We start from the raw sequence: 23,050 nt of genomic DNA, 5'->3' as shown, positions 1-23,050 counted from the left end.
GAACACTAACTTATCCGCTTACCTTTTAGCAGCATATCCAGGGCGTGCTGAAGTGTTCCGGCCTTTTGAACCTCACCTTCGTTTACGAAATAGATTTCATCTGCATTTTCTATTGTATTTAATCGGTGTGCAATAATAACCAATGTAGTTTCTTTTGAAAGTTTATTCAAAATAGTTCCCAATAATTGCTCGGTAATGGTATCTATATTGGCAGTAGCTTCGTCTAAAATTAACAGATCCGGATTGCGTAAAACGGCGCGCATAAAAGCAATAAGCTGTTTCTGACCCAAACTGATACTGTCTGATCCTGAAGTAACCTGGGTATTTAAACCTTCATCAAAAATGGCTAAAAGTGCATTAAGATTGGCGTCTTCGATAATTTTCTTCAGTTCATCATCGCTTACATCTTTGTACTGACTGTTGCCGTACAAAATATTATCCTTCACGCTTCCGGTAAACAAGAAAGGTTCCTGTAAAATAAAGCCAATTTTTTTGGTTCTTTCTTCGGCACTAAAAGTCCTGATATCTTTACCATTTAGCAAAACTGTTCCACTGGTGGCATCGTATAAGCGCGCAATTAGCGAAGCTGTAGTTGTTTTTCCTCCACCTGTTGGTCCAATCAAGGCATAGGTTTTACCTTTTTCAAAGGTTAGATTAATATTGTGTAAAATCTCCTTGCCTTCATCATAAGAAAAATGCACATTTCTAAATTCAAGCAGTGCATCCGAAGTAGCAGTTTCATTACTTTTAATTTGATTTAAATCGGTTTCAAGCAATAAAATCTGAGAGATTCTGTCCCAACTGGCCATAGCCACCTGAAAACTCGTCCACAATGCGGCCAACTGCCTTAAAGGATTGTAAAAGTTAGTACTGTAAGCAATATAACTTACCAGCAAACCTATAGAAAAATGGCCAATAGAAATTAAGTAAATACCATACAACAATACAATAAGCTGTGCAACACTTGAAAACAAGCCATAAACCGGTACAAAAATATTATTTGCCAAACCTGCACCAATAGCCGTTTTATAATTTTCTTTATTCGCTTCGTCGAAACGTTTTCTAAAATAATCACGACGGTTAAAGGCAATAATAACTTTAAAATTATTCAGGCTTTCCTGAATTTCAGCACTCATTCCGCCAACACTTTTAAGATTTTTTGCATTTTTTCTTTTTACCCAAGGAGATAAAATCGTAGTAAACAATACGATAAAAACAGCGGGTGCTAAAGTTGCCGCGCCCAAATCAATATGGATCGACAGCAGAAAAATTCCGGCACCAATCATGGTTACAATACTGCCGATAAACTGCATTAAAGATTGAGAGAAAAACTGATTGAGCTTATCCGTATCATTATTTACCCTCGAAATTAAATCCCCGGCTTTATTCTGGCTAAAGAAAGAAACAGGCAATTCCTGTAGTTTATTAAAAATGGCGTTGCGTAGCGTGTACAGCATTCTTTGGCCCACTCCTCCCATTAATTTGGTTTGCGTATATCCGGTAACCATAGCTAAGAGGTACATACATAACAAAATAGCGCCGAAAATTAATACCCCATGATATTGTTTGGTACGGATATAGGCATCAATGGTATGCCCGAAAATTAGGGGCCCTAAAAGCAATAAACCTGAATTAACTAAAATGGCAATTAAAGCAAGCCAGAGATTTCTCCGCTCTGCAGAAATTAATTTCAATAACCGTTTAAGCGCCTTATATGTAGATTGCTTTTCCTGTTGTGGGCTAAGCTCGTTAAGATTGTAATTCATAATTGCTGGTACTCTGTTGTGAAGTATAAATCTGAACGTACTCCGGACTGGTTTTTAAAAGTTCCTGATGCGTTCCTTTTGCAAGAACTTCTCCTTGCATTAATAAAACAACTTGTTCATAATGCTCCACAGAGGCTATTTTTTGGGTTACTGAAAGTAAAGTTAAACCCGGGTAATTGCGCTGGATATTTTCTAAAATTCTTTTCTCGGTATTATTATCTACCCTTGCGGTAAAATCATCAAGCAATAGTACCTTCGGGTTTACAGCAAGTGCTCTTGCCAGCATAATTCGCTGTTTCTGTCCACCAGAAAGGCTGCTTCCTCTTTCCGAAACAATGGTATTTAATTTTTCGGGAAGGGCATCCACAAAATCTTTCAGTTCGGCAGTTTCAATTGCTTTTTCTAAAGATTCATCCGTTACGGTATCACTAAATGCAATATTTTCGCGAATGCTCATATTGAAAATGATACTGTCCTGAAATACAAAGCCAACTTGTTTATGGAAATTTTCCTGGTTGTAATTTTTAATTAGCTGACCGTCAAAAAGTACCTCGCCGCTGTTGGGCTCAATTAAACCGGTCAAAATATACAATAACTGTGTTTTTCCGGCTGCTGTTGGGCCGATAACCGCTGTTCTTGATCCTGCTTTAACCTTAAAGGAAACATCTTTTAAAACTGGTTTTTGTCCAAATAGTAAGGAAATGTTTTTCATTTCTAAATCACCATCCAGTTTTTCCATAATAGAGCCATCATGTTTTACCTCAGCAGCATTTAATATGCTTTCTATCCTTTGGTACGAGGCTGATGCCTGCGCAATTACATTACTCATAAAACCAATAACCAGGATAGGGAAAATTAAGATGGAAAGGTAACTGCTGAAAGCAGTAAACTCACCCAAACTCATGCTGTTGGTAATTACATAATGGCCACCCAATACTAAAATGGTTAATCCGGCAAGGTTAGAAACAAATATGATTATAGGAATTAAGCCAGCAAAAAGCCTTAAAATGGATAAACCAAGATCTCTGGCTTTAGAATTGGCATCCATAAATTTATTGTATTCAAGCTGTTGCGAATTAATAACCCGAATTAATGCAGAACCTAAAATACTTTCGTTTATTACCTTATTTAACCAGTCGATTACCTCACGGCTTTTCTTAAATAATACTTTTACCTTGCTTAGCACAAAGAAAAAAGCGCCACCAATAATGGGTACAATGGCAATTACACATAGTGCCAGTTTCCAGTTAATCATTAATAATAAAATGCTGGCACCTACAATTAAAAAAATAGAAGAAGCAATGGAAACGATAGCCTGAGAAACAAACATTTTGATTGCGTCTGCATCTGAAGTTAGATTTGTAAGCAGTTTTGATGGGTTAGCCTCAATTATAAAAGCATGGCTTTGCCTCGAAATCTGATCGGAAAGTTTTGTTCTTAAATCCCTTGCTACCCTTTCAGAAGCGTAAGTTTGTACAATACTTTGCAGGTATGTAAAAATAAAAACCAGGATTATTGCGCCAGAAAACTGTATAAGAATCGGTTCTGCACGAAAAGTTTTATTGGTATAGGCATCAATTCCGTGTGCAATAATTTTAGGTAATAGCAAATTTATGCCGTTACTTAAAAGTGCAAAAAGTATGAGTAAGGAAATTAAACCTCTGTAAGAGCCTAACAAGCTAAAAATACTGCTTTTTTTGGCTTCTTTTGTTTTGTCCATTTATTGAAGATACTTTGTATTCTTCAAATTTAACTGATTTATTTGAAACGAATTAAAATAGTATTGAAAAACCGGTTTTATCCAATAAAAAATGCCTTAAAGAAAGGAAAAAAGCCATTTCCGGGTTTTCTAAATGTAATTAAACACGAAAATGGCTTTACAGCTGTGTATCATCTTCTACCCTGCTTAGCAAGAATGAATGATTATACATGCGTGGATAAAAATATTATTTGCCTTCTTTAAGTACCATATCAATGGTAATAGCCGTAGCTACAATGGCTACTTTTTGACTATTTTCTGCATAATTGGGATCAATTGATACGTTATATTTATCAGCGGTAGTAAAAACCTCTTTTAAGGCACCCGCCCATTTTTTACTGATCTTCCCCATTTCAGCACCTGCATTGTTGGTAATGGTAAAATTCCAGGCTTTCCAGTCACCCGAAATTTGTGCAATGTTTGCGCCTGTAACAGGATCGCTAATGGTAAAGGTTGGTTTAAAAAATTTGAACTTTTGTTTAATTATTCCTACTTCTGCACCCAGTGGATCGGTAACGGTAATTTTAGACATCCAGAAAGTCCAGCCCCTGCTGATCGTTGCCTGCAACTGGCCGTTAACATCTGTAATCTCTAATTTGAATGGCATCATTGCTTTATTAATTAACAATGTTAGTGCTTTATGCCAGCCGCTAATCCGTTGTTTAATAATGCCAATTTGCGCGCCCTGGTCGTTATAAACCTTATATTCGTTAGCAAATTTTAAGAAATTTACTTTTTCATCAATAAAATACTCGTCACTTAGAAAGAACGTTGGGATTTGTTTACTCATTTTTTTAATTTCCTTAGGTTAAGTCCGAAAATAGTTATTTTTTCTAAACAGATTATTTTTTGTTGATAATTGTTAATACAGCCTTCAATTTTACATCCCATTTACCAGTTAAAGATTGTTAACTTTGCAAAATTAAAAAACTGCCATTGAAGGTAATGGCTAAACATTGAACATGATTGAGATAGGAAAATACAATGAATTACGGATTTTAAGTAAAACTGAAGCCGGACTAAATTTAACTGATGGCGATAAATTGGTTCTGCTGCCATATGTTCATGTACCTACGGGTGCTGAAATTGGCGACAACTTAAACGTATTTGTTTTTGTACAGAAAGATGGTAGATTAACGGCAACAACTCAAAAGGCATACGCTTCAGTAGGCGATTTTGCTTTTCTTAAAGTGGTTTCTGATGGTGAAGATGGTGTTTTTATGGATCTTGGGATCGATAAGGATATTTATGTTCCGCAACGCGAACAAAAAAGGCCCATGCAAAAGGGATATAAATATGTTGTCTATGTTTTTCTTGATGAAGGTAATGACCGTTTACTGGCTTCATCAAAATTATACGACTTTGTAGAAGAAGAAGGTTTTGATTTTGAGGAAGGTGATGAAGTAAACTTATTGATTACCGAAGAGACAGATTTGGGTTTTAATGCCATAATTAACAATAAATATATTGGTTTATTATACTTTAACGAAGTTTTTGTTGATGTACAACCCGGTGATGTTAGAAAAGGCTGGATAAAAAAGATACGGGTAGAAGGTAAAATTGATTTAACCTTACAACCCAGTGGATATGGCCATATTCTGGATTCGAAAGTAATGATCATTAAAGAATTGAAAAAAAGCGGAGGTATAATTGAATTGGGTGATAAAAGTTCTCCCGATGAAATTTACCACAGATTTCAAATCAGCAAAAGTGCATTCAAAAAAACCATCGGTTCCTTATATAAAGAACGTTTAATTAGCATATCTGATGATGAAATTAAGCTTCTAACGGATGAAGATGCCGATTAAATAAAATTTAAAAGCCCTTGAGTTCGATTAAACAGTCAGGGGCTTTTTCTTTACTTAATTTAAGTTAAACTTATTGTTCTGAACTTTTACGGCATTAGATGCGGAGACAATTCCAACAATTAAAACTCCAATCGCAATGGCCAGGATAACCTGGAAAGTGGAATAAATTTTAGTTCCTGAAACAAAAATTTTAGAATCATTAATCAACTCATCTCCCACATTGGATTGGATTTTAATTAAATCTGATAGCTTATTTAGTGTATTAGCCGAAATATCGCGGCCTGCCGACTCATAAATTTTACGTCCGTTTGCCAAATCCTGACTGGCAATAGCCAATATCTTATTTTCAAATTCTTTTTGAATAAACAATGTATTTTTTAAATCATTTAGAAAACGTTGCTCCTGTTTTACCAGGAAAGTAAGCTGGTATTTATTAATAATCGAATCTATTTTATTATTGTGCTGGGTTAATTTCAAAATACCTGTTGACGGTGTAATCTGATGATCGGTGAATATTAATATATTTTGTAGAACCAGGCTTTTCTGATATAAATTTTCGGCAATAAAATAAAGATCTGTGGCCGGCACCAACCTATCGTTATACATTGAAACAAAAGATTCATTAATTTTTTTAACGCTTTTGTCCTCTAAAAAACGAATAAGAAGAGAACAACACATAATACAGAAAAGCAGGAATGCGATTTTTATTTTGTTCTTAAGACTAAAAGCAAATTTCATAATAAGCGGTTAAACTTTAAATGTAAGCATTAAAAAGTTTAACGCGAAAACAGGTTGATAAATCAACTGTAACATTACAAATGTTTTCTTAAATGGCATACCCGACAGGAATTAATATGAAGTTTAACTTTGCTTCTTTGGTTACCCAAAGAAGAGCCCTCTGCAGCGAGCGGTTGGATAGTATTGTCTTGGCCAGACGGGCTTTTTTCTTTTTCTTGATAAAAAGAAACAAAAATCAAGGCTTGCATCCTTTCTTGAATAGCATCATCAGAATTCTGATGGCGGCAATATGAGGCTTAGCCCTTTTCACAATGCCTACGCCCGCTGCATATTCCCTTGGCTATTCGCAACACTAAAATTTCTGCAAGAATTCTAATGTCCTACTCAGCGAAATGGTGCTATGCCGGATGCGTGCTTAGGTTAAAGCAGTAGAAAATTTAAAGTTGGCTTAGCATTACCACTCAACAAGGCCAAACCACCATTTCTCCGTTCAGCTTTTAAACCGGCATGGTCAATGTTTCGGGTGGCACTGAAAAAGCCTCACCAATAGCTTTAAAAGAAAGATTGCGAGCCGGCAACTTTGCTTCTTTGGTTGCCCAAAGAAGAGAAACCCCCGCAACGAGCGGCTGGATAGTATTGTCTTAGCCAGACGGGCTCTTTTCTTTTTCTTGATAAAAAGAAACAAAAATCAAGGCTTGCATCCTTTCTTGAATAGCAGCATCAGAATTCCAATTGCGGCAATATGAGGCTTAGCCCATTTCACAATCCAACACTCGCTGCATATTCCCTTGGCTATTCGTAACACTAAAATTTCTGCAAGAATTCTAATGTCCTATTCAGCGAAATGCTGCTATGCCGGATGCGTGCTTGGGTTAAAGCAGTAGAAAATTTAAAGTTGTTTAGCATGATTTAGCAACTGTAATTACCTCCCAGCAAGGCCAAAGTACGATTTCTCCGTTCAGCTTTTAAACCGGCATGGTCAATATTTCGGCTGGCACCGAAAAAGCCTCACCAATAGCTTTAAAAGAAACATTGCGAGCCGGCAGTTTTTGTTTCTTTTTGCTGTCAAAAAGAAAACAGCCCCCGCGGCAAGCGGATAAAGAATATTGCCTTAGCTAAACAGGCTTCGTACCTTTTCTTAACAAAAAGGTACCCAAATTCAAGGCTTGCATCCTTTCATGAATAGCAGCATCAGAATTCCAATAGCGGCAATATGAGGCTTAGCCCAATTCACGACCCGACGCCCGCTGCATATTCCCTTGGTTATTCGGAATATCAAAGTTTCGGCAAGAATTCTAATATGCTCTCCTACGAAATGCTGCTATGCCGGATGCGTGCTTAGGTTAAAGCAGTAGAAAATTTAAAGTTGGTTTAGCATTACCACTCAACAAGGCCAAACCACCATTTCTACGTTCAGCTTTTAAACCGGCATGGTCAATATTTCGGCAGGCACTGAAAAAGCCTCACCAATAGCTTTAAAAGAAAGATTGCGAGCCGGCAGTTTTTGTTTCTTTTTGCTGTCAAAAAGAAAACAGCCACCGCGGCAAGCGGATAAATAATATTATTTTAAAAATAATCTTCTCCTGTTGTTGTTGCAAAAAGCTGTGGTGCAAAATTAACCAGATACAATTCCTTTTTAGCCCTTGTTACTGCAGTATATAACCAGCGCAAAAAATCAAGGTCAATCATTTCTTCCGTCAAATATCCCTGATCGGCAAAAATAGCATCCCATTGTCCACCTTGTGCCTTGTGGCATGTAACCGCATAAGCAAACTTAATTTGCAGGGCATTGTAAAATGGATCTTGTTTAATTGCAAGCATACGTTGTCTTTTATTCGCGATATGCGAATAATCTTCATTTAATCCCTCAAATAGTTGTTTATTTTGTTCGTAAGGCAGGTTTGCCGTTTCAATATTTAAAGTATCCAGCATTACTTTACAGCTTATGGCGCCAGCAGAAGGGAAATCCATAAACTCCAGTGTTGCTTCTGCAAAACGAAATCCATAACGCTCTTCTTCTCCACGTACCCGTACAACCTTTGCCATATCGCCATTGGCAATAAAAGCTGTTTCCTCATTATCAGGCAACCAGAAATAGTTATTACGAACCACCATAATCTGATCGCCACCGGTTAATTCTTCTTCGCGGTACAACAATCTGGCCCTGATTTGCTGATTGTACACATTGGCCGATTTATTGGAACGGCAAACCACCAATGTATTTTCCATTCCATATTTACGATAAGCGTACTCTAAACCTTCTACCAAACGGGCTCCGCCCATGTTAAAAATATCTTTGTAGGATTTAGTTAAAAACTTTGGCAATGGATTTTCAGGATTTTGTGAAATTTGCTTTCTAAGCATAGTGGCATTTGCCAAAATACCCGACTTCTTCTCCTGGCGTACCACTTCTTTTAGCTCAACGGCACTAATCGTTAATGCAAATTTATCTTTAAGGTATTCCTCATTTAAAGCTGGGCTATCTAAACTGCCGACAGGTGGTAACTGAGCGGTATCCCCAACAAACAGCAAAAAACAATTTTTACCATTATACACAAATTCTAAAAGATCTTTCAGAATAGATGAACCTGCGTCATTCCATTCATCAGCAATCATTGAAGCCTCATCTATAATGAAAAGCGTATTCTCCGAAAGATTGGGTGCAATTTGAAAAAGCATTTCAGGCGATGTAGCAGACCTTTTTCTGTAAATTCTTTTGTGTACCGTAAGTGCCTTTCTCGATGCATATTGGCTCATTACCTTTGCAGCACGACCTGTAGGTGCCAGCAATTCACTTTTTAAACCAAATTTTGGTAATGCTTTTACCAGCGCTGCTACAGAGGTGGTTTTACCGGTACCGGCATACCCTTTTAACACGAAACAACGGTACTCATCTTCTTGCTGCAAAAATACCGACATGCGTTCGCAAAAAAGCAATTGCTCTTTAGTTGGTGTATGCTGATAGGCTTGAGCAATAAGATGACTTTTGTCGAGAATCATGGGTATGATAAAATTGTTTTGTAGTTAATTATTTGGGCTGTAGTGCAAAATCAGAGAGAAAAGGCCATATAAATACCATTCTATATTTAGAAAAAAGCCGGTTAATAAGACCATGCATTTTAAAATCCATTACACTATGCTTGCTTTTTCCGGTAATTACAATTTACAGATTACAAAAGTAAGGTTTCTATACGATGTGCCATAACCATATTTTGCAGTTTACTCCAGCTAAATATCGTAAAATGACCATCCTGAGACGCCACTAAGCCAATGGCCTGCGGTTGATCGTTAACAAATTGAGCAACAGAGAAATGCCTTGTCCCGCCCAATTGCCCTGGAAATAGAATTTTATCTTCTCCGCCAACAATCGGTTCTGAAAACGCAATTTGCTCTACTGTTGGTTTTCCTTTTGCCCGGCCAATTTTTGCACCAAAGGCAATCAGGTCAAATTCTTCATTAATAATAGTTGCCCCATCTACAGCTGTTAAACCTGCCAAATGCTCTACTTCTCTTCTTAATGCACCTTGCGAGAAGATTTCACTTTGATTGCCGCCTTGTTTTGCAAGATTGGATAAGCCACAAAAAGGTGGTTTTATTAAATATTGAATTGGATGTATAATAGATTCTTCCCATTTACCATCACTTTTCGGAACAATAAGGAGCGCTCCTCCCCGCCCGTGGCCACGCATGGAAACAGCAAACTGGATTAAAATATTAATCGGGTCGTTCCAGCTGGCCAATACCGTCAAATCAAGCAAGGCTTTTAAAATAGGCGGACAATCGCGGTTTTTGCAACTTGTATCATCAACTATTCTAATTTGCTCACCTTTTAAAACCGCAACATTGGTATATTTGCCAATGCCATAAATACGGCGGTGTTTAATTACAATTAGGCCTGGTTCGGATACATCAACCACAAAACAAAAATTTGGGATATTTAATGTTGTCCCCCAGATGTAAAGTTCTCCATCTTCTTCCCATACGCCCAAGTGTATCCCTGATCTTTCAATACCTGGCGCAACTTTAGTTAATGTATTGGCGTTTAGGGCCATTCTTTTTGCAAAAAGTAAAGGTTTAGAAGTTTGTGAGGGCGGCATAAAAGCAATAGAAATGCGCGGCGAATGGCCCTCTTCTTTTCGTAAACTACTCCAGAAAGCAACATCAATTATGGCTTCAATTGTTTTTTTATCCGGCTGCGTAGCCAAATCAATCTCGCCCTGTGCAATTGCCGTAGCGTGAAGCTTAATAAAATGCTGCTCAATTGTAGCTGCAATGGTATTGGCAGCTTTATAAGTAGGTTTATAACTCATGTTCCGAATTTAAGCCGAAAATTTCTAATATCTAATATGAAAATAGTTTGATTTAGGTAAAAAAGAACTGAAAGACCATTCAGTCAAAAGGAAATATCCTAACCTTATCTCCTGATATCCGATACTTAATCCCTCAAATATCCTATCTCCTCTCTAAAATCGTAAATCCATTGCGGTTAATCCTTAAAAAATTTTACTTTTGTTTTAATGAGTAACAACAGTCTTTTATTAGTCGATCCGAATTTTAAAGCTGATGCATCAGTGAATTGCCATTTATTATTAAAGATAACAAATGATAGTTTTTCTTATGCTGTAGTAAACAAAAACGATGAACAGATTAATTTAGTTTTTGATAAACAGGCTTGTACAAATATTGAACAGGACTTAAAATTAGCTTTTGAAAACGACCGTTATCTTGCTCTTAATTATGGCGCCATAAAAGTTGCAGTACATACTTCAAATTTCATTTTTGTACCTGATGAATGGTTTGATGCTGATAATTTAGCGGTTTATTCCAAATATTTAGGTTTAGATGGTAAAGTTTATACCCGCCATAATAAAAATTTAGGTTTTAATACTTTTTTCTCACTTGATGAAAAGTTTGAAAATTCCTTACCCAGCGAAGCTGCCCTTTTTGCACAATCAGAGCCATTATTGGCTTTATCTGGCCATTTAACTGATGAAGCTTTGCTGATTGATTTCACAGCATCTTCCTTTAACGTTTTATATGTTAAGGATAAAAAAATAAGTTTTCAAAATCATTATCAATCAGAAACAACAGAAGAATTTAACTATTTTTTATTGCTCATTATTGAACAATTAAATTTAAACGATACAGTATCTGTTTATTTGGCAGGCATCATAAATGAAGATGATGATCTTTATAATTGTTTATTGAAATATTTTAATCAACTCTATTTCTTTTTTCCAACCGGAAACAAAAACAGTGAATTACTGGCCGATATGCCTAAGCATTATTTCAGTGGCCTGCTTGCTTTAAATTTATGCGAATAATTGGAGGTAAATTAAAAGGTATTCGTTTGCAGCCCCCTGCAAATTTACCGGTTAGGCCAACTACTGATATGGCCAAAGAGGCCCTGTTTAACATTTTGAATAATAAGTTCGATTTCGAAAGTTGCAATGTTTTGGATTTATTTAGCGGCACGGGCAATCTTACTTTCGAATTTGCTTCCCGCAATGCGGAAAGTATTTTGGCTATTGATTTAAATTTTGGTTGCGTAAACTGGATTAAAAATACAGCTAAACAATATGAATTTGAGCAGGTTGAAGTTAGAAAAGGTGATGTTTTCAAATTGCTAAAACAGCTTACAGGCAGTTATCATTTAATTTTCGCCGATCCACCTTATAACCTGCCTAACATACCTCAAATTCCGACCCTGGTAAAAGAACAACAGCTTTTAAAGCCCGGCGGCTTGCTTGTGGTAGAACACCAAAGCAATATGAAACTCGATAACCAACCCGGATATACCGAAACCCGCAAATATGGAAACTCATCTTTCAGTTTTTTTGAGTTTACTTAGTTTGATGGTTTAACCGTTTTGAATATCAAATCTTTTTAACTTTTTCCGCCTTACTGCTTTAACATCGCCATAAAAGTTAACACTTTCCGCTTAAACATCTATATTTGAATTATGAAAATAGCGCTATTCCCAGGTTCATTTGATCCGATAACGATTGCTCACGTAAACATTTTACAACGTGCTACACCGCTTTTTGATAAAATTGTGGTTGGGATTGGATTAAACAGCTCTAAGCAGAATTTTTTAAGTGCAGAACAGCGTGAACAAATTTTAAATACTGTTTTTAAAGGGTACAGCAATATTGAAGTTCAAACATACGAAGGTTTAACCGTTGATTTTTGCCGTAAAATTAATGCAAAATATATGGTTCGTGGTATCCGCTCGGCAGCCGATTTTGAATATGAAAGAGCCATTGCCCAAATAAACCAAACCATGATGCCTGAAGTAGAAACCATTTTACTATTAAGCAAACCCGAATATTCAGCCATCAGCTCTACCATCGTTCGTGATATATTAAGAAACCATGGCGATGTAAGTCCGTTTGTGCCACAAGAAGCCCTGGCTTTCCTGTAGCCAAACCACTATCCGTCAATAACTTAAATTTAAATAAAAAAATATCGCTTTTTAATGTAACGGATTGTCAAATCCATTACTAATGGGGTAAATCAAATTATTTGATATGAAAACCCTGACATTACCACGATCGAAATTATTTACATCATTAATTACCCTTTGCGTATTTATAAGCTCCTCTGTTTTTACACAGCCTAACCAAGAACACGCATGGCTAACAACACGCTTACTAATTACCGGAGATGTAGTGTATTTGCTAAAGAGAATGCATATGCCATTACCTGGGTGCATGATTTAAAATAAACTGTTCAAACGCCTATAAAAACATGCAGCAAACAATAGAGCAGGTATTTCTAAAGCTGGTTAATGATAATAAAGCCATTATACATAAGGTTTCTAAAATGTATATGGATGATGAGGAAGACCGCAGGGATTTATTCCAGGAAATTGTAATGCAGTTATGGAAAGCTTACCCAGGTTTTAAAGGCAACAGCAAATTTACCACATGGATGTACCGCGTTGCATTAAATACAGCACTTTTATTTTTAAAAAAGGAAACCAGAAAAGTAGATAAAACACCACTTACCGAAAATATAGATATCGCAGATGTAAATTACAGCTACGATAAAGAAGAAAAGCTCGCCTACCTGTACAAAGCTGTACAGGAGTTAAACGCAATCGAGAAAGCATTGATATTTCTCTTTTTAGAAAGTCAATCTCATAAAGAAATTGCCCAAAACCTTGGTATTACAGAAGTAAATGCAAGAGTTAAATTAAACCGAACTAAAGAAAAATTACAATTCATTATAAAAAAGAATGGTTATGAATTTTGATCAAATAAAAAATGACTGGAATAAACCGGAAGCAGAAGAAGCTGGGATCTCGCAGGATATGCTGGATATGAAAGAAGCCCATACGCCTATAGATAAAATAAGGAGACAAATGAAATGCGAATTTTTTGTTCAACTGGCCTCCATGCTTTTCATTGCATTTACACCTGCAATATTTAATTTTCCGCTTGAAATAAGACCTGTATTTTTTGTCTTTTATGCTGTGATGTGTGGTTTTACAGCATATTATTTCTTCAAATTTTACACCTTCTACAAACATTCTTACGATTTAAGCCTGGATACCAGGAAAAATCTTTTATGGTTTTACTATGAAATGAAACTGAATATTGAACTTTACAAAGCACTTACTTATATCCTTGGTTTTATTGCGCTTTCTTTTGTTACCGTTTATTTATTAATGGTTAAGGGTAGTATTTTACAACAGGTATTGGATAAGGTTTCAATGATATACATTATTTTGAACTGTTTTTTCACCATTTTAATTGTGGGTGTGATAACGGAATTGTGGGCTAAATTTTACTATGGAAAATACGTTAAAGTGCTTAAAAAAATTATCGATAAACTCGACAATGAGTAAAACCTTAAAGCTTTAAATAAAAAGGGATTTAAAAGTTAAGCCTGTTGAAGGATTGCTTTAGCATTTCAACAGGCTTAATAAACAGAATTGATAAAAAAGATTTTAAAATCTTTCTTAGCTCCTTATAAAAGCCGCAATTTAACTAATTAGTTTGCCTGCCCTCAACACATCCATAATAGAAGGGTAAGTATTTTTTAGTACAGGTCCTATTTCTTTGCCATGTAACCAAACCGCTTTATCTATCCCTTCTTCTTTTTGAGGAATTAATTTAGGTTCGCCTTTTACCTTCATTTTGTACCAGTTGGTTTTTTTAAGGGCCATTTTCCCGTTAAAAGGATATACGTGGTAAGTTTTGCATAATTTTTCTTCGCGTTTTAAAACTTTTATTCCACATTCCTCTTCAACTTCACGAACGGCAGTTTCTTTCATATTTTCTCCATCCTCAAGCTTTCCTTTTGGCAAATCCCAGCGTTTATTTCTGAAAATAAACAGAAAATTACCATTTGAACTTTCCACAAGGCCACCCGCCGCTTTAATCATCACACAATCCTTTTTAAGTTTCCTAAAGGTTTCCTGCGGCTTTTTCGATAAGAAAATGTAGTTCCTTTTACTACCATTTTTCAGTTTTTTGTAAAATATTTCTAAATCAAAATCCTGTATTTCAAGTTGTTGAATCTTTTCTGTTACATCAGGTAAAACATCTGAGATAAACAAAGTGTTATCGTTAATAAATATTCTGTAATTTTGGGCCATGTATAATAAAAGTGATATTGAATTAAAGGTAGCGGAATTTTTATTACAAATAAAGGCAATTAAATTACAACCTAATAATCCTTTTACCTGGGCGTCTGGTTGGAAATCGCCAATTTATTGCGATAACCGAATTACCCTATCCCATCCACAGGTTAGAACATTCATCCGTCAAAAACTTGCTCAACTTATCCAGGAAGAATTTGGAGCCGTTGATGTAATTGCTGGCGTAGCTACAGCAGGTATTCCTCAAGGCGTGTTAGTTGCGCAAGAACTGGGCTTACCTTTTATCTATGTAAGATCAAAAGCCAAAGAACATGGTACTGGCAGCCTTATTGAAGGTGAAGTGGTAGAGGGCCAACGTGTAGTGGTTATTGAAGACTTAATTTCGACAGGAAAAAGCAGTTTGCAAGCTGTTGAAGCCTTAAGAAATGCAGGGCTTTCTGTCGCTGGTTTAGCTGCAATTTTTACTTACGGCTTTGCACAGGCTGACGAAAACTTCACCGCAGCAAAATGTCGTTATCAAACCCTTTCAAATTATGGCGCATTAATTGATTATGCTGCAGAACACAGCATCATTGCCAAAAGCGAAATGGAAATGCTGGGTAAATGGCGTTTAAGCCCTTCAGAATGGGGACAAAACGAAACTCAAAATTCTTAATTATAGAATACGAACTAAATATAAATAGATAATGACAATTATTGAGAGCGCAACAGAGGTTAATCTGCCTGTTGATCAAGTTTATGCTTTCTTAGCAAACATGAACAATCATGAGCAACTGATGCCTGAAAATATTTATAACTGGTCATCTACTGAAGATGAAGCCCGTTTTACAATACAGAATATGGCAAAACTTGCTATAAAAATTTCTAACAGGGTCGAAAATCAGGAATTAACAGCAATCCCTACTGAAAAAGCGCCTTTTGATGTAGAACTTAAATGGACAGTTACCGATAATGGAAATGGTACTACAACGGCCAAACACATCATTTCTGCCGATTTAAATATGATGATGAAGATGCTTGCATCAGGTCCTTTACAAAAACTGGCCGATCACCAAACTCAAAAGCTAAAAGAAATTTTAGGATAGTCACATCTAAAAAATCAGATGCAATGATTAAGGTTGCTCTGCTTTAAATAATATATAAACACTTCGCCAAATACGGGAAGTGTTTTTTTATTCGCAAAAAATTAATCGCGCTTCTGCAAAGCATTTAATTTTAATATCTTAGTTGGTACAACCCTATCCAGCCATGCTATTTAAATCCTTAAAAATTTCCGCCGTTTTACTCTGCAGCTTGCCGGTTTTACCCTTAATGGCACAGTCAGTTCCAATTTTAACGGGCTTAAAGACAGAATATCTCGAAAATCCAATTGGTTTAGATAGCCCAAATCCTCGCTTTACCTGGAGAATGGCTAATGCTGATCAAGGTGCAAAACAATTAAACTACCGTATTTTAGTGAGTACAGATTCAATTGCTTTAAGTAACAATATTGGTCAACTATGGAATACAGGCTGGATCAAATCGGATGCTAACCTTGCCTTTTATTCGGGTCAGTTACTAAAACCTTTTACCAAATATTTCTGGAAACTTGATGTTACCAATAACAAGCAAAAGAAAAACGATAAAATTACAATTTCCAGTTTTGAAACCGGGATGATGAATGCCGAAAACTGGCAAGGTGCGTGGATTTCGGATAGCGAAAATATAAAATTAAAACCTGCCCCCTATTTCCGTCGTTCCTTTGCTATTTCGAGAAAAATAAAATCGGCAAGGGCCTATATAGCTGCTGCTGGTTTATATGAACTATCAATCAATGGTAATAAAATTGGTAATCACCGCCTCGACCCCATGTATACCCGCTTTGACAGGCGAACTTTATACGTAACTTATGATGTAACCCAGGCCATAATTTCAGGTAAAAATGCCATTGGTGTACTCTTGGGAAATGGGTGGTACAATCATCAATCTACTGCAGTATGGTATTTCGATCGGGCACCCTGGCGCAACCGACCTGCTTTTTGCCTTGATTTAAGAATTACATACGACGATGGAACTGTTGAAATCATAAAATCAGGCAAAGATTGGAAAACAGCCCTAAGTCCTATTGTATTTAACAGCATTTACACCGCCGAACATTACGATGCCCGATTACAAAAAGAAGGCTGGAACACCGCTAATTTTGATGATTCTAAATGGAAAGAGGTAATGTTTCGGTCTGCTCCATCTAAAAATATCGTGGCCCAAGCATTACACCCTATCCGCAATGTTGAAGAAGTTGCAAGTAAAAGTATTCGGAAATTTAATGATACCACTTACCTTTTTGATCTTGGCCGAAATATTTCTGGCGTAAGTAAAATTACGCTTAAAGGACCGGCCGGAACTGTACTAAAACTAAAACATGCAGAACGTCTTTATCCAAACGGACATGTCGATTTATCAAATATTGATGTGCATTATCGTCCTACAGATAATTTAGACCCTTTTCAAACCGATATTTTAACGCTCAGTGGAAAAGACCAGGAAACTTTTATGCCTCATTTTAATTACAAAGGTTTTCAGTATGTCGAAGTCATCAGCTCTGCACCTATTGAATTAACTCAAGCAAGTTTGGTTGGTTATTTTATGCACAGCGATGTTCCGGTAGCTGGAAGCATGAAATCATCAGACAATATTTTAAATAAGATCTATGAGGCAACCAATAATTCTTATTTATCAAACTTATTTGGTTATCCAACAGATTGCCCGCAAAGGGAAAAAAATGGTTGGACTGGTGATGCACAGATTGCGATAGAAACAGGCTTGTATGGATTTGATGGAATCACAGTTTATGAAAAATGGCTTGCAGATCATCGCGATGAGCAGCAGCCTAATGGTGTTTTACCATCAATTATCCCTACAGATGGCTGGGGTTATGAATGGGGAAATGGGCCTGACTGGACCAGTACAATTGCCATTATTCCGTGGAATGTGTACCTTTTTTACGGGGATAAAAAATTATTAGCAGACTGCTACGAAAACATCAAAAAATACGTGAACCACATTGATGAAACCTATCCAGCCGGATTAACAAGCTGGGGTTTGGGCGATTGGGTGCCTGTTAAATCAACAACACCTGTTGAACTCACCTCTACCTGCTATTACTATGCAGATGCTTTAATATTAGCCAAAGCAGCAAAAATTTTGGGTAAGAATCAGGATTTTGAAAAGTACACCGCTTTAGTTGGAAAAATTAAAGACGCCTTCAATTCAAAATACCTGAACAAAGAAACCGGAATTTATAATAAAGGTGTACAAACTGAATTAAGTGTACCTCTTTTTTGGGGCATTGTACCTGAAGCATATAAAGCTAAAGTGGCTGCCAATTTAGCCAAACGTGTAGAAACAGATGGATTTCATCTTGATGTTGGATTATTGGGAACAAAAGCCATCCTAAATGCCTTGAGCGAAAACGGATATGCAGAGGTAGCTTATAAAGTTGCTGCTCAAAAAACCTATCCAAGCTGGGGCTGGTGGATGGAAAACGGAGCCACCACTTTATACGAGAATTGGCCAATAGATGCAAAATCAGATATTTCAATGAACCACATTATGTTTGGAGAAATTGGAGCCTGGTTATATAAAGGCATAGCAGGCATTAAACCGGATGAGAACAAACCTGGTTTTAAAAATGTTATCCTCGAACCTCATTTTATTAAAGATTTATCTTTTTATGAAGCGAAGCATACAGGGCCCTACGGAGAAATTACGTCTGCATGGAAAAGGAACGAATCTGCCATAAACTATAGCGTTACTATTCCTGCAAATTCTACAGCAACAGTTATTCTGCCTGCAGAGAAAAACTTAAAGGTTTATTTGGATGGAAAGGCAGTTACGAGCCTTAAGCAGGAATTACCTTCAGGGCATTATATTTTTAACTGGATTAAGAATTAAATAGAAAGACCTTAATTTTTATCTTTTTCGCTGTTAAAAAAATCAACAATAAAAAGTACAACCAAACTAAATACAGCTAAAATTCCATATACAAAGTTTTCCAATATTTTCATACGGTTTAGAACGTTTGAGAATGACTATGGTTTAACGTCTGTTTTGTTCTTTTACAAAATTTAACATTAACCACCTGAAAAATAAATCACAAAACACTGTTAAACAGCACGTTAAACTAAAAACCATTTTAAGTATGTACCAATTGTAATTAATATAATACATTATAAATCGCAGTTAAACGAGCAACTTACTGTATTTTGATCTAATCTAATTCGCTAATCATGGAAATTTATCTTATACTCTTTGCCATCCCCTTTTTTATTTTTATTTTAGGATTGGTTTTAGCCATTATAAATTTTAAAGCTAAAAAACTCACTTTAGAAGTTATCGCCTGGGCTTGTATACTCATTCTTGCTATTGCAAATACCATTTTATCTTTCAATTCGTCCTCTTTAGGTATTTTTCCAATGGGTATATCAGAGAGTCAGGCACTCTCCGTCCCTATTTACGCTGTTTTATTTCTTTTACTCCAGTACCGTTGCAACCAGGCAAAAGACATCCAGACATTCAGGGTTTTCTACCTGCTAAAATCATTTTGTTTAGTTCAAATTTTAAGCGTATTCATGTCTTTTGGAATATCAGCGGCCTATTCCGGTGAATTCTTCGGTTTAGATAAACCTCAAAACAGACAAATCACCTCTTATATATTGTCGGGCATTAGCATGTTAATATATAGCACTTTTTTTAGCCTTGTAATTTTTCGCTATTTCAAAACAACAACTCCATTACCGGTTTTAAAAAGTATGCTTGCCGAAAGTTTCCTTTTAGTTTTTACGATCAGCGTAATTGCTCAGTTATGGAATTTAGCCAGCTTATTTATTCAATTCTCCAACCTCGAGTGGTTTAGCATTACCTATATATTAACCACGGCTTCCTTTTTAATTGTAGAATCTGTAATAGCTGCATGGCTTGGCTCATATATTTATTTAAATAAAGCAGACAAAATTTCAGCATAACTGACTAAAAAACAGACGTTTAGACATCTAAATTAAAACACACCTGACGAAATTTCCGAATTACTTAAAGCAATTTGCCGTGGCATTTGTTTTGACTTAAAAGGAATATGAACTTCAACAATTTTACAATCAAAGCCCAGGAAGCTGTTCAACAGGCTTCCGAAATAGCCCAAGGCAACCAGCAACAGGCTATTGAAACGGTACATCTGTTAAAAGGTTTGCTTACTGTTGATGAGAATGTGGTTTCTTATGTACTAAAGAAATTAAATGTAAACCTGAATGTATTAAATCAAAATTTAGACCAGGAGATTGCCAAACTTCCAAAAGTAAGTGGAAGCAATGTTTATCTGTCATCAAATACCAATACCGTTTTACAAAAAGCACAATCTTTTTTAAAGGAATTTAAAGATGAATTTGTTTCGGTTGAACACCTGTTATTAGGCATTTTAGCGGTTAACGACAATACCTCAAAATTATTAAAAGAGCAGGGCGTTACCGAAAAAGACCTTAAAAAAGCCATAGTAGAATTACGGGGTGATAATCGGGTAACAGATCAAAATGCCGAAGCTACTTACCAGGCTTTAGGCAAATATGCCAGAAACCTAAATGAGTATGCGGAAAGCGGAAAACTTGACCCTGTTATTGGGCGCGATGAAGAAATCCGCCGTGTAATCCAGATCTTATCTCGTAGAACCAAGAATAACCCCATTTTAATTGGAGAACCAGGTGTAGGTAAAACGGCCATTGCCGAGGGCATTGCTTTCAGAATTATTAAAGGTGATGTGCCCGAAAATTTGAAAAGTAAAACGGTGTACTCTTTAGATATGGGTGCTTTAATTGCAGGTGCAAAATATAAAGGAGAATTTGAAGAACGCTTAAAAGCTGTGGTTAAAGAGGTAACACAAAGCGATGGCGATATTATTCTTTTCATCGATGAAATTCACACTTTAGTTGGTGCAGGTGGTGGCGAAGGTGCTATGGATGCCGCAAACATTTTAAAACCTGCTTTGGCCCGTGGCGAATTAAGGGCAATTGGTGCAACTACCTTGGATGAATATCAAAAATATTTAGAGAAAGATAAAGCGTTGGAGCGCCGTTTCCAAAAGGTAATGGTTGAAGAACCTGATACACAGGATGCCATTTCTATTTTACGCGGCTTAAAAGAGCGCTACGAAACACACCATAAAGTAAGAATTAAAGATGAAGCCATTATTGCCGCGGTAGAAATGAGCCAACGCTATATTTCCGATCGGTTTTTGCCTGATAAAGCAATTGATTTAATGGACGAGGCCGCTTCTAAATTACGGATGGAAATGGATAGTGTTCCCGAAAATGTAGATGCGTTAGATCGCGAAATTATGCGCCTTGAAATCGAGCGCGAAGCCATTAAGCGGGAAAAAGATGATCGTAAAATTAAGGAGCTATCAGAAGATATTGCCAATTTATCAGCAGAACGCGATCAGTTAAAAGCGAAGTGGCAAGGTGAAAAAGATTTAGTTGATGCGGTAAATAATCAATTAGAACAAATTGAGCATTATAAACTTGAAGCAGAACAAGCAGAACGTGCCGGAGATTATGGTAAGGTTGCCGAAATCCGCTATGGAAAAATTAAAGAAGCACAGGATACTGTAGAAAAACTAAAAGCTGATTTAGAAAGTCAGCAGAGCGATAGCAGGATGCTTAAAGAAGAAGTAACTGCCGATGATATTGCAGGTGTAGTTGGGCGTTGGACCGGCATTCCGGTTACAAAATTAATTGCAGGAGAAAGAGAAAAATTGCTAAACCTGGAAACCGAATTACATAAAAGGGTTGCCGGACAGGATGAAGCTATTGAAGCGATTTCTGACGCCATTCGCCGCTCACGTGCAGGTTTACAGGATAAACGCAAACCAATTGGCTCTTTTATCTTTTTGGGCACAACAGGTGTAGGTAAAACGGAGCTGGCAAAAGCACTGGCCGAATTTTTATTTAACGATGAAAATGCTTTAACCCGCATTGACATGAGTGAATACCAGGAACGCCATGCAGTTTCGCGCTTAATTGGAGCGCCTCCCGGTTATGTTGGTTATGATGAAGGCGGACAGTTGACCGAAGCCGTTAGACGTAAGCCCTACTCGGTGGTATTGCTGGATGAAATTGAAAAAGCACATCCTGATGTTTTTAACATTTTATTGCAGGTTTTGGATGATGGTCGTTTAACAGATAATAAAGGTAGAACCGTAAATTTTAAAAATACCATCATCATCATGACATCAAATATTGGCGCACATTTGATCCAGGATAATTTTAAAAACCTGGATGATGACAATCGTGATGAAGTAATTGCCAAAACCAAAAATGAGCTTTTTGAGGTGCTGAAACAAACCATTCGTCCGGAGTTTTTAAACCGTATAGATGAATTAATTATGTTTACACCATTAAACCGCAACGAGATCAGGAATATTGTGAGTTTACAGTTTAAACAGGTACAAGATACTTTAGCAGAGATGGGTATAGAAATGGAAGCATCTCCGGAAGCTTTAGATTGGCTTGCCCAGTTGGGTTACGATCCACAGTTTGGTGCCCGCCCATTAAAACGTGTAATTCAGAAAAGAATATTAAACGAATTATCGAAGGAAATACTGGCTGGCAAAATTGACAAAGACAGCAAGATCAAGTTAGATATGTTCGATCATAATTTTGTATTCCTCAATCAGGAAGCGTAAAATTTATAAATGGCTAATCACCTGTTTCCGGACAAGAAGATTAGCCATTTATCATCAATTTAAGAAGGGCCGTAAATGCATGCATTTGTGGCCCTTTAATTTTTAATATTACTATCCCGTGTTCAGAAGTTATTTTCTTATGAATAGTTTAGCTATTCAAGAAAATAAAATCGAAATACAATGAGTAAAATAGCGAAAATTCCAAGGAGAATTGTTACAGGTTTGAAAGATGGCCAATCTGTTATTATAGAAGACGCGGTGGTTACTAACGTTTCTGAAGACATACCTGGCTTGGTTATTTCCGACATTTGGGCTACAGATACCATGCCTGTGAATTTGGATAAAACGGTATCAATACCCAATACACCATTCCCAAATACGCCAAAAAGCGGCACTTACTTTAGGTACGTAAGTATTCCCTCAGATCGTGAGCTGGGAATCGAATTGGAAAAAGGAAAACCTCATCCATTGATGCACAAAACCGATACGCTGGATTATATTATTATTCTGTCAGGAGAAATTTATTTGATTCTGGACCAGGAAGAAACACTTTTAAAAACAGGCGATATTGTTGTGCAGAGGGGTACAAACCATGCCTGGAGCAATCGATCAGAAGAGCCATGCATTCAGCTTGCCATCCTGATCGATGCGAATCAGACAAAATAA

General features: G+C 36.6%; 19 protein-coding genes. 12 read left to right on the top strand and 7 right to left on the bottom strand.

Going from position 1 to position 23,050, the window contains the following annotated elements; genetic code table 11:
* Positions 1-5: 5 nt before the first annotated feature.
* From R2Q77_RS06455 to R2Q77_RS06445, 3 genes are all read right to left on the bottom strand, one after another.
* Positions 6-1,766, bottom strand: coding sequence for an ABC transporter ATP-binding protein (locus R2Q77_RS06455; protein ID WP_316802899.1), 1,761 nt, complete (start codon positions 1,764-1,766; stop codon positions 6-8).
* Positions 1,750-3,486 carry an ABC transporter ATP-binding protein gene (locus R2Q77_RS06450; RefSeq protein ID WP_316802898.1) on the bottom strand — a complete coding sequence of 579 codons (1,737 nt, stop codon included), beginning with the start codon at positions 3,484-3,486 and terminating at the stop codon, positions 1,750-1,752. Before R2Q77_RS06450 ends, R2Q77_RS06455 begins: the two co-directional genes overlap by 17 nt.
* 226 nt (positions 3,487-3,712) lie before the next feature.
* Positions 3,713-4,315, bottom strand: a complete 603-nt coding sequence (locus tag R2Q77_RS06445; RefSeq protein ID WP_316802897.1) for an LURP-one-related/scramblase family protein — start codon at positions 4,313-4,315, stop codon at positions 3,713-3,715.
* A gap of 172 nt (positions 4,316-4,487) precedes the next feature.
* On the opposite strand from R2Q77_RS06445, the gene R2Q77_RS06440 reads away from it, so the two are divergent.
* On the top strand, positions 4,488-5,333 hold the full coding sequence (locus tag R2Q77_RS06440) for a S1 RNA-binding domain-containing protein (protein ID WP_316802896.1): 846 nt from the start codon (positions 4,488-4,490) through the stop codon (positions 5,331-5,333).
* Positions 5,334-5,387: 54 nt separating this feature from the next.
* On the opposite strand, the gene R2Q77_RS06435 is transcribed toward R2Q77_RS06440, so the two are convergent.
* From R2Q77_RS06435 to R2Q77_RS06425, 3 genes are all read right to left on the bottom strand, one after another.
* Positions 5,388-6,071, bottom strand: coding sequence for an MCP four helix bundle domain-containing protein (locus R2Q77_RS06435; protein ID WP_316802895.1), 684 nt, complete (start codon positions 6,069-6,071; stop codon positions 5,388-5,390).
* 1,566 nt (positions 6,072-7,637) lie between these two features.
* Positions 7,638-9,071 (bottom strand): ATP-dependent RecD-like DNA helicase, encoded by a 1,434-nt coding sequence (locus R2Q77_RS06430; protein ID WP_316802894.1) that lies wholly within the window; start codon positions 9,069-9,071, stop codon positions 7,638-7,640.
* A 170-nt stretch (positions 9,072-9,241) separates the two neighbouring features.
* Positions 9,242-10,381: a putative sensor domain DACNV-containing protein gene (locus R2Q77_RS06425; protein ID WP_316802893.1), complete on the bottom strand. Its 1,140-nt coding sequence runs from the start codon at positions 10,379-10,381 to the stop codon at positions 9,242-9,244.
* Positions 10,382-10,588: 207 nt separating this feature from the next.
* Here R2Q77_RS06425 and R2Q77_RS06420 point away from each other — a divergent pair, with 207 nt between their 5' ends.
* From R2Q77_RS06420 to R2Q77_RS06400, 5 genes are all read left to right on the top strand, one after another.
* Entirely contained in the window at positions 10,589-11,395 is an 807-nt protein-coding gene (locus tag R2Q77_RS06420; RefSeq protein ID WP_316802892.1) for a DUF3822 family protein, read from the top strand.
* Positions 11,386-11,922 carry a 16S rRNA (guanine(966)-N(2))-methyltransferase RsmD gene (gene rsmD / locus R2Q77_RS06415; RefSeq protein ID WP_316802891.1) on the top strand — a complete coding sequence of 179 codons (537 nt, stop codon included), beginning with the start codon at positions 11,386-11,388 and terminating at the stop codon, positions 11,920-11,922. The genes R2Q77_RS06420 and rsmD overlap by 10 nt, the downstream gene beginning before the upstream one ends.
* Positions 11,923-12,033: 111 nt before the next feature.
* The gene (gene coaD / locus R2Q77_RS06410; RefSeq protein WP_316802890.1) at positions 12,034-12,495 is read left to right on the top strand and encodes a pantetheine-phosphate adenylyltransferase; all 462 of its coding nucleotides are present in this window, start codon (positions 12,034-12,036) and stop codon (positions 12,493-12,495) included.
* Between the two features lie 326 nt (positions 12,496-12,821).
* Positions 12,822-13,328, top strand: coding sequence for a sigma-70 family RNA polymerase sigma factor (locus R2Q77_RS06405; protein ID WP_316802889.1), 507 nt, complete (start codon positions 12,822-12,824; stop codon positions 13,326-13,328).
* Positions 13,318-13,923: a hypothetical protein gene (locus tag R2Q77_RS06400; RefSeq protein WP_316802888.1), complete on the top strand. Its 606-nt coding sequence runs from the start codon at positions 13,318-13,320 to the stop codon at positions 13,921-13,923. Before R2Q77_RS06405 ends, R2Q77_RS06400 begins: the two co-directional genes overlap by 11 nt.
* A 138-nt stretch (positions 13,924-14,061) precedes the next feature.
* Here R2Q77_RS06400 and R2Q77_RS06395 read toward each other — a convergent pair whose 3' ends face one another.
* The gene (locus R2Q77_RS06395; RefSeq protein ID WP_316802887.1) at positions 14,062-14,676 is read right to left on the bottom strand and encodes an NUDIX hydrolase; all 615 of its coding nucleotides are present in this window, start codon (positions 14,674-14,676) and stop codon (positions 14,062-14,064) included.
* Between R2Q77_RS06395 and pyrE the strand changes: the two genes are divergently transcribed.
* The 6 genes from pyrE to R2Q77_RS06365 all read left to right on the top strand — a co-directional run bounded on the left by pyrE (position 14,675) and on the right by R2Q77_RS06365 (position 23,050).
* Positions 14,675-15,334 carry an orotate phosphoribosyltransferase gene (gene pyrE, locus R2Q77_RS06390; protein ID WP_316802886.1) on the top strand — a complete coding sequence of 220 codons (660 nt, stop codon included), beginning with the start codon at positions 14,675-14,677 and terminating at the stop codon, positions 15,332-15,334. The genes R2Q77_RS06395 and pyrE overlap by 2 nt on opposite strands.
* A gap of 31 nt (positions 15,335-15,365) precedes the next feature.
* Complete coding sequence (locus R2Q77_RS06385; protein ID WP_316802885.1) at positions 15,366-15,764, top strand: SRPBCC family protein; 399 nt, start codon at positions 15,366-15,368, stop codon at positions 15,762-15,764.
* 226 nt (positions 15,765-15,990) lie between these two features.
* Positions 15,991-18,609 (top strand): alpha-L-rhamnosidase, encoded by a 2,619-nt coding sequence (locus R2Q77_RS06380; protein ID WP_316802884.1) that lies wholly within the window; start codon positions 15,991-15,993, stop codon positions 18,607-18,609.
* Between the two features lie 335 nt (positions 18,610-18,944).
* Complete coding sequence (locus tag R2Q77_RS06375) at positions 18,945-19,679, top strand: hypothetical protein (protein ID WP_316802883.1); 735 nt, start codon at positions 18,945-18,947, stop codon at positions 19,677-19,679.
* A 107-nt stretch (positions 19,680-19,786) separates the two neighbouring features.
* Complete coding sequence (gene clpB / locus R2Q77_RS06370) at positions 19,787-22,384, top strand: ATP-dependent chaperone ClpB (RefSeq protein ID WP_316802882.1); 2,598 nt, start codon at positions 19,787-19,789, stop codon at positions 22,382-22,384.
* Between the two features lie 180 nt (positions 22,385-22,564).
* Positions 22,565-23,050: a cupin domain-containing protein gene (locus R2Q77_RS06365; RefSeq protein WP_316802881.1), complete on the top strand. Its 486-nt coding sequence runs from the start codon at positions 22,565-22,567 to the stop codon at positions 23,048-23,050.

The organism is Pedobacter nototheniae (genome assembly GCF_032678625.1).
Classification (GTDB): Bacteria; Bacteroidota; Bacteroidia; order Sphingobacteriales; family Sphingobacteriaceae; genus Pedobacter; species Pedobacter nototheniae_A.
This window is presented reverse-complemented; position numbering and strand designations above follow the sequence as displayed.

What these genes read in the sequence shown, in the direction of transcription:
- R2Q77_RS06435 (WP_316802895.1), bottom strand. Translation starts at nt 6,071, where the DNA reads ATGAAATTTGCTTTTAGTCTTAAGAACAAAATAAAAATCGCATTCCTG.
- R2Q77_RS06440 (WP_316802896.1), top strand. Translation starts at nt 4,488, where the DNA reads ATGATTGAGATAGGAAAATACAATGAATTACGGATTTTAAGTAAAACT.
- R2Q77_RS06425 (WP_316802893.1), bottom strand. Translation starts at nt 10,381, where the DNA reads ATGAGTTATAAACCTACTTATAAAGCTGCCAATACCATTGCAGCTACA.
- R2Q77_RS06375 (WP_316802883.1), top strand. Translation starts at nt 18,945, where the DNA reads ATGGAAATTTATCTTATACTCTTTGCCATCCCCTTTTTTATTTTTATT.
- coaD (WP_316802890.1), top strand. Translation starts at nt 12,034, where the DNA reads ATGAAAATAGCGCTATTCCCAGGTTCATTTGATCCGATAACGATTGCT.
- R2Q77_RS06365 (WP_316802881.1), top strand. Translation starts at nt 22,565, where the DNA reads ATGAGTAAAATAGCGAAAATTCCAAGGAGAATTGTTACAGGTTTGAAA.
- R2Q77_RS06455 (WP_316802899.1), bottom strand. Translation starts at nt 1,766, where the DNA reads ATGAATTACAATCTTAACGAGCTTAGCCCACAACAGGAAAAGCAATCT.
- R2Q77_RS06405 (WP_316802889.1), top strand. Translation starts at nt 12,822, where the DNA reads ATGCAGCAAACAATAGAGCAGGTATTTCTAAAGCTGGTTAATGATAAT.
- R2Q77_RS06450 (WP_316802898.1), bottom strand. Translation starts at nt 3,486, where the DNA reads ATGGACAAAACAAAAGAAGCCAAAAAAAGCAGTATTTTTAGCTTGTTA.
- R2Q77_RS06400 (WP_316802888.1), top strand. Translation starts at nt 13,318, where the DNA reads ATGAATTTTGATCAAATAAAAAATGACTGGAATAAACCGGAAGCAGAA.
- R2Q77_RS06385 (WP_316802885.1), top strand. Translation starts at nt 15,366, where the DNA reads ATGACAATTATTGAGAGCGCAACAGAGGTTAATCTGCCTGTTGATCAA.
- R2Q77_RS06395 (WP_316802887.1), bottom strand. Translation starts at nt 14,676, where the DNA reads ATGGCCCAAAATTACAGAATATTTATTAACGATAACACTTTGTTTATC.
- R2Q77_RS06430 (WP_316802894.1), bottom strand. Translation starts at nt 9,071, where the DNA reads ATGATTCTCGACAAAAGTCATCTTATTGCTCAAGCCTATCAGCATACA.
- pyrE (WP_316802886.1), top strand. Translation starts at nt 14,675, where the DNA reads ATGTATAATAAAAGTGATATTGAATTAAAGGTAGCGGAATTTTTATTA.
- R2Q77_RS06380 (WP_316802884.1), top strand. Translation starts at nt 15,991, where the DNA reads ATGGCACAGTCAGTTCCAATTTTAACGGGCTTAAAGACAGAATATCTC.
- clpB (WP_316802882.1), top strand. Translation starts at nt 19,787, where the DNA reads ATGAACTTCAACAATTTTACAATCAAAGCCCAGGAAGCTGTTCAACAG.
- R2Q77_RS06445 (WP_316802897.1), bottom strand. Translation starts at nt 4,315, where the DNA reads ATGAGTAAACAAATCCCAACGTTCTTTCTAAGTGACGAGTATTTTATT.
- rsmD (WP_316802891.1), top strand. Translation starts at nt 11,386, where the DNA reads ATGCGAATAATTGGAGGTAAATTAAAAGGTATTCGTTTGCAGCCCCCT.
- R2Q77_RS06420 (WP_316802892.1), top strand. Translation starts at nt 10,589, where the DNA reads ATGAGTAACAACAGTCTTTTATTAGTCGATCCGAATTTTAAAGCTGAT.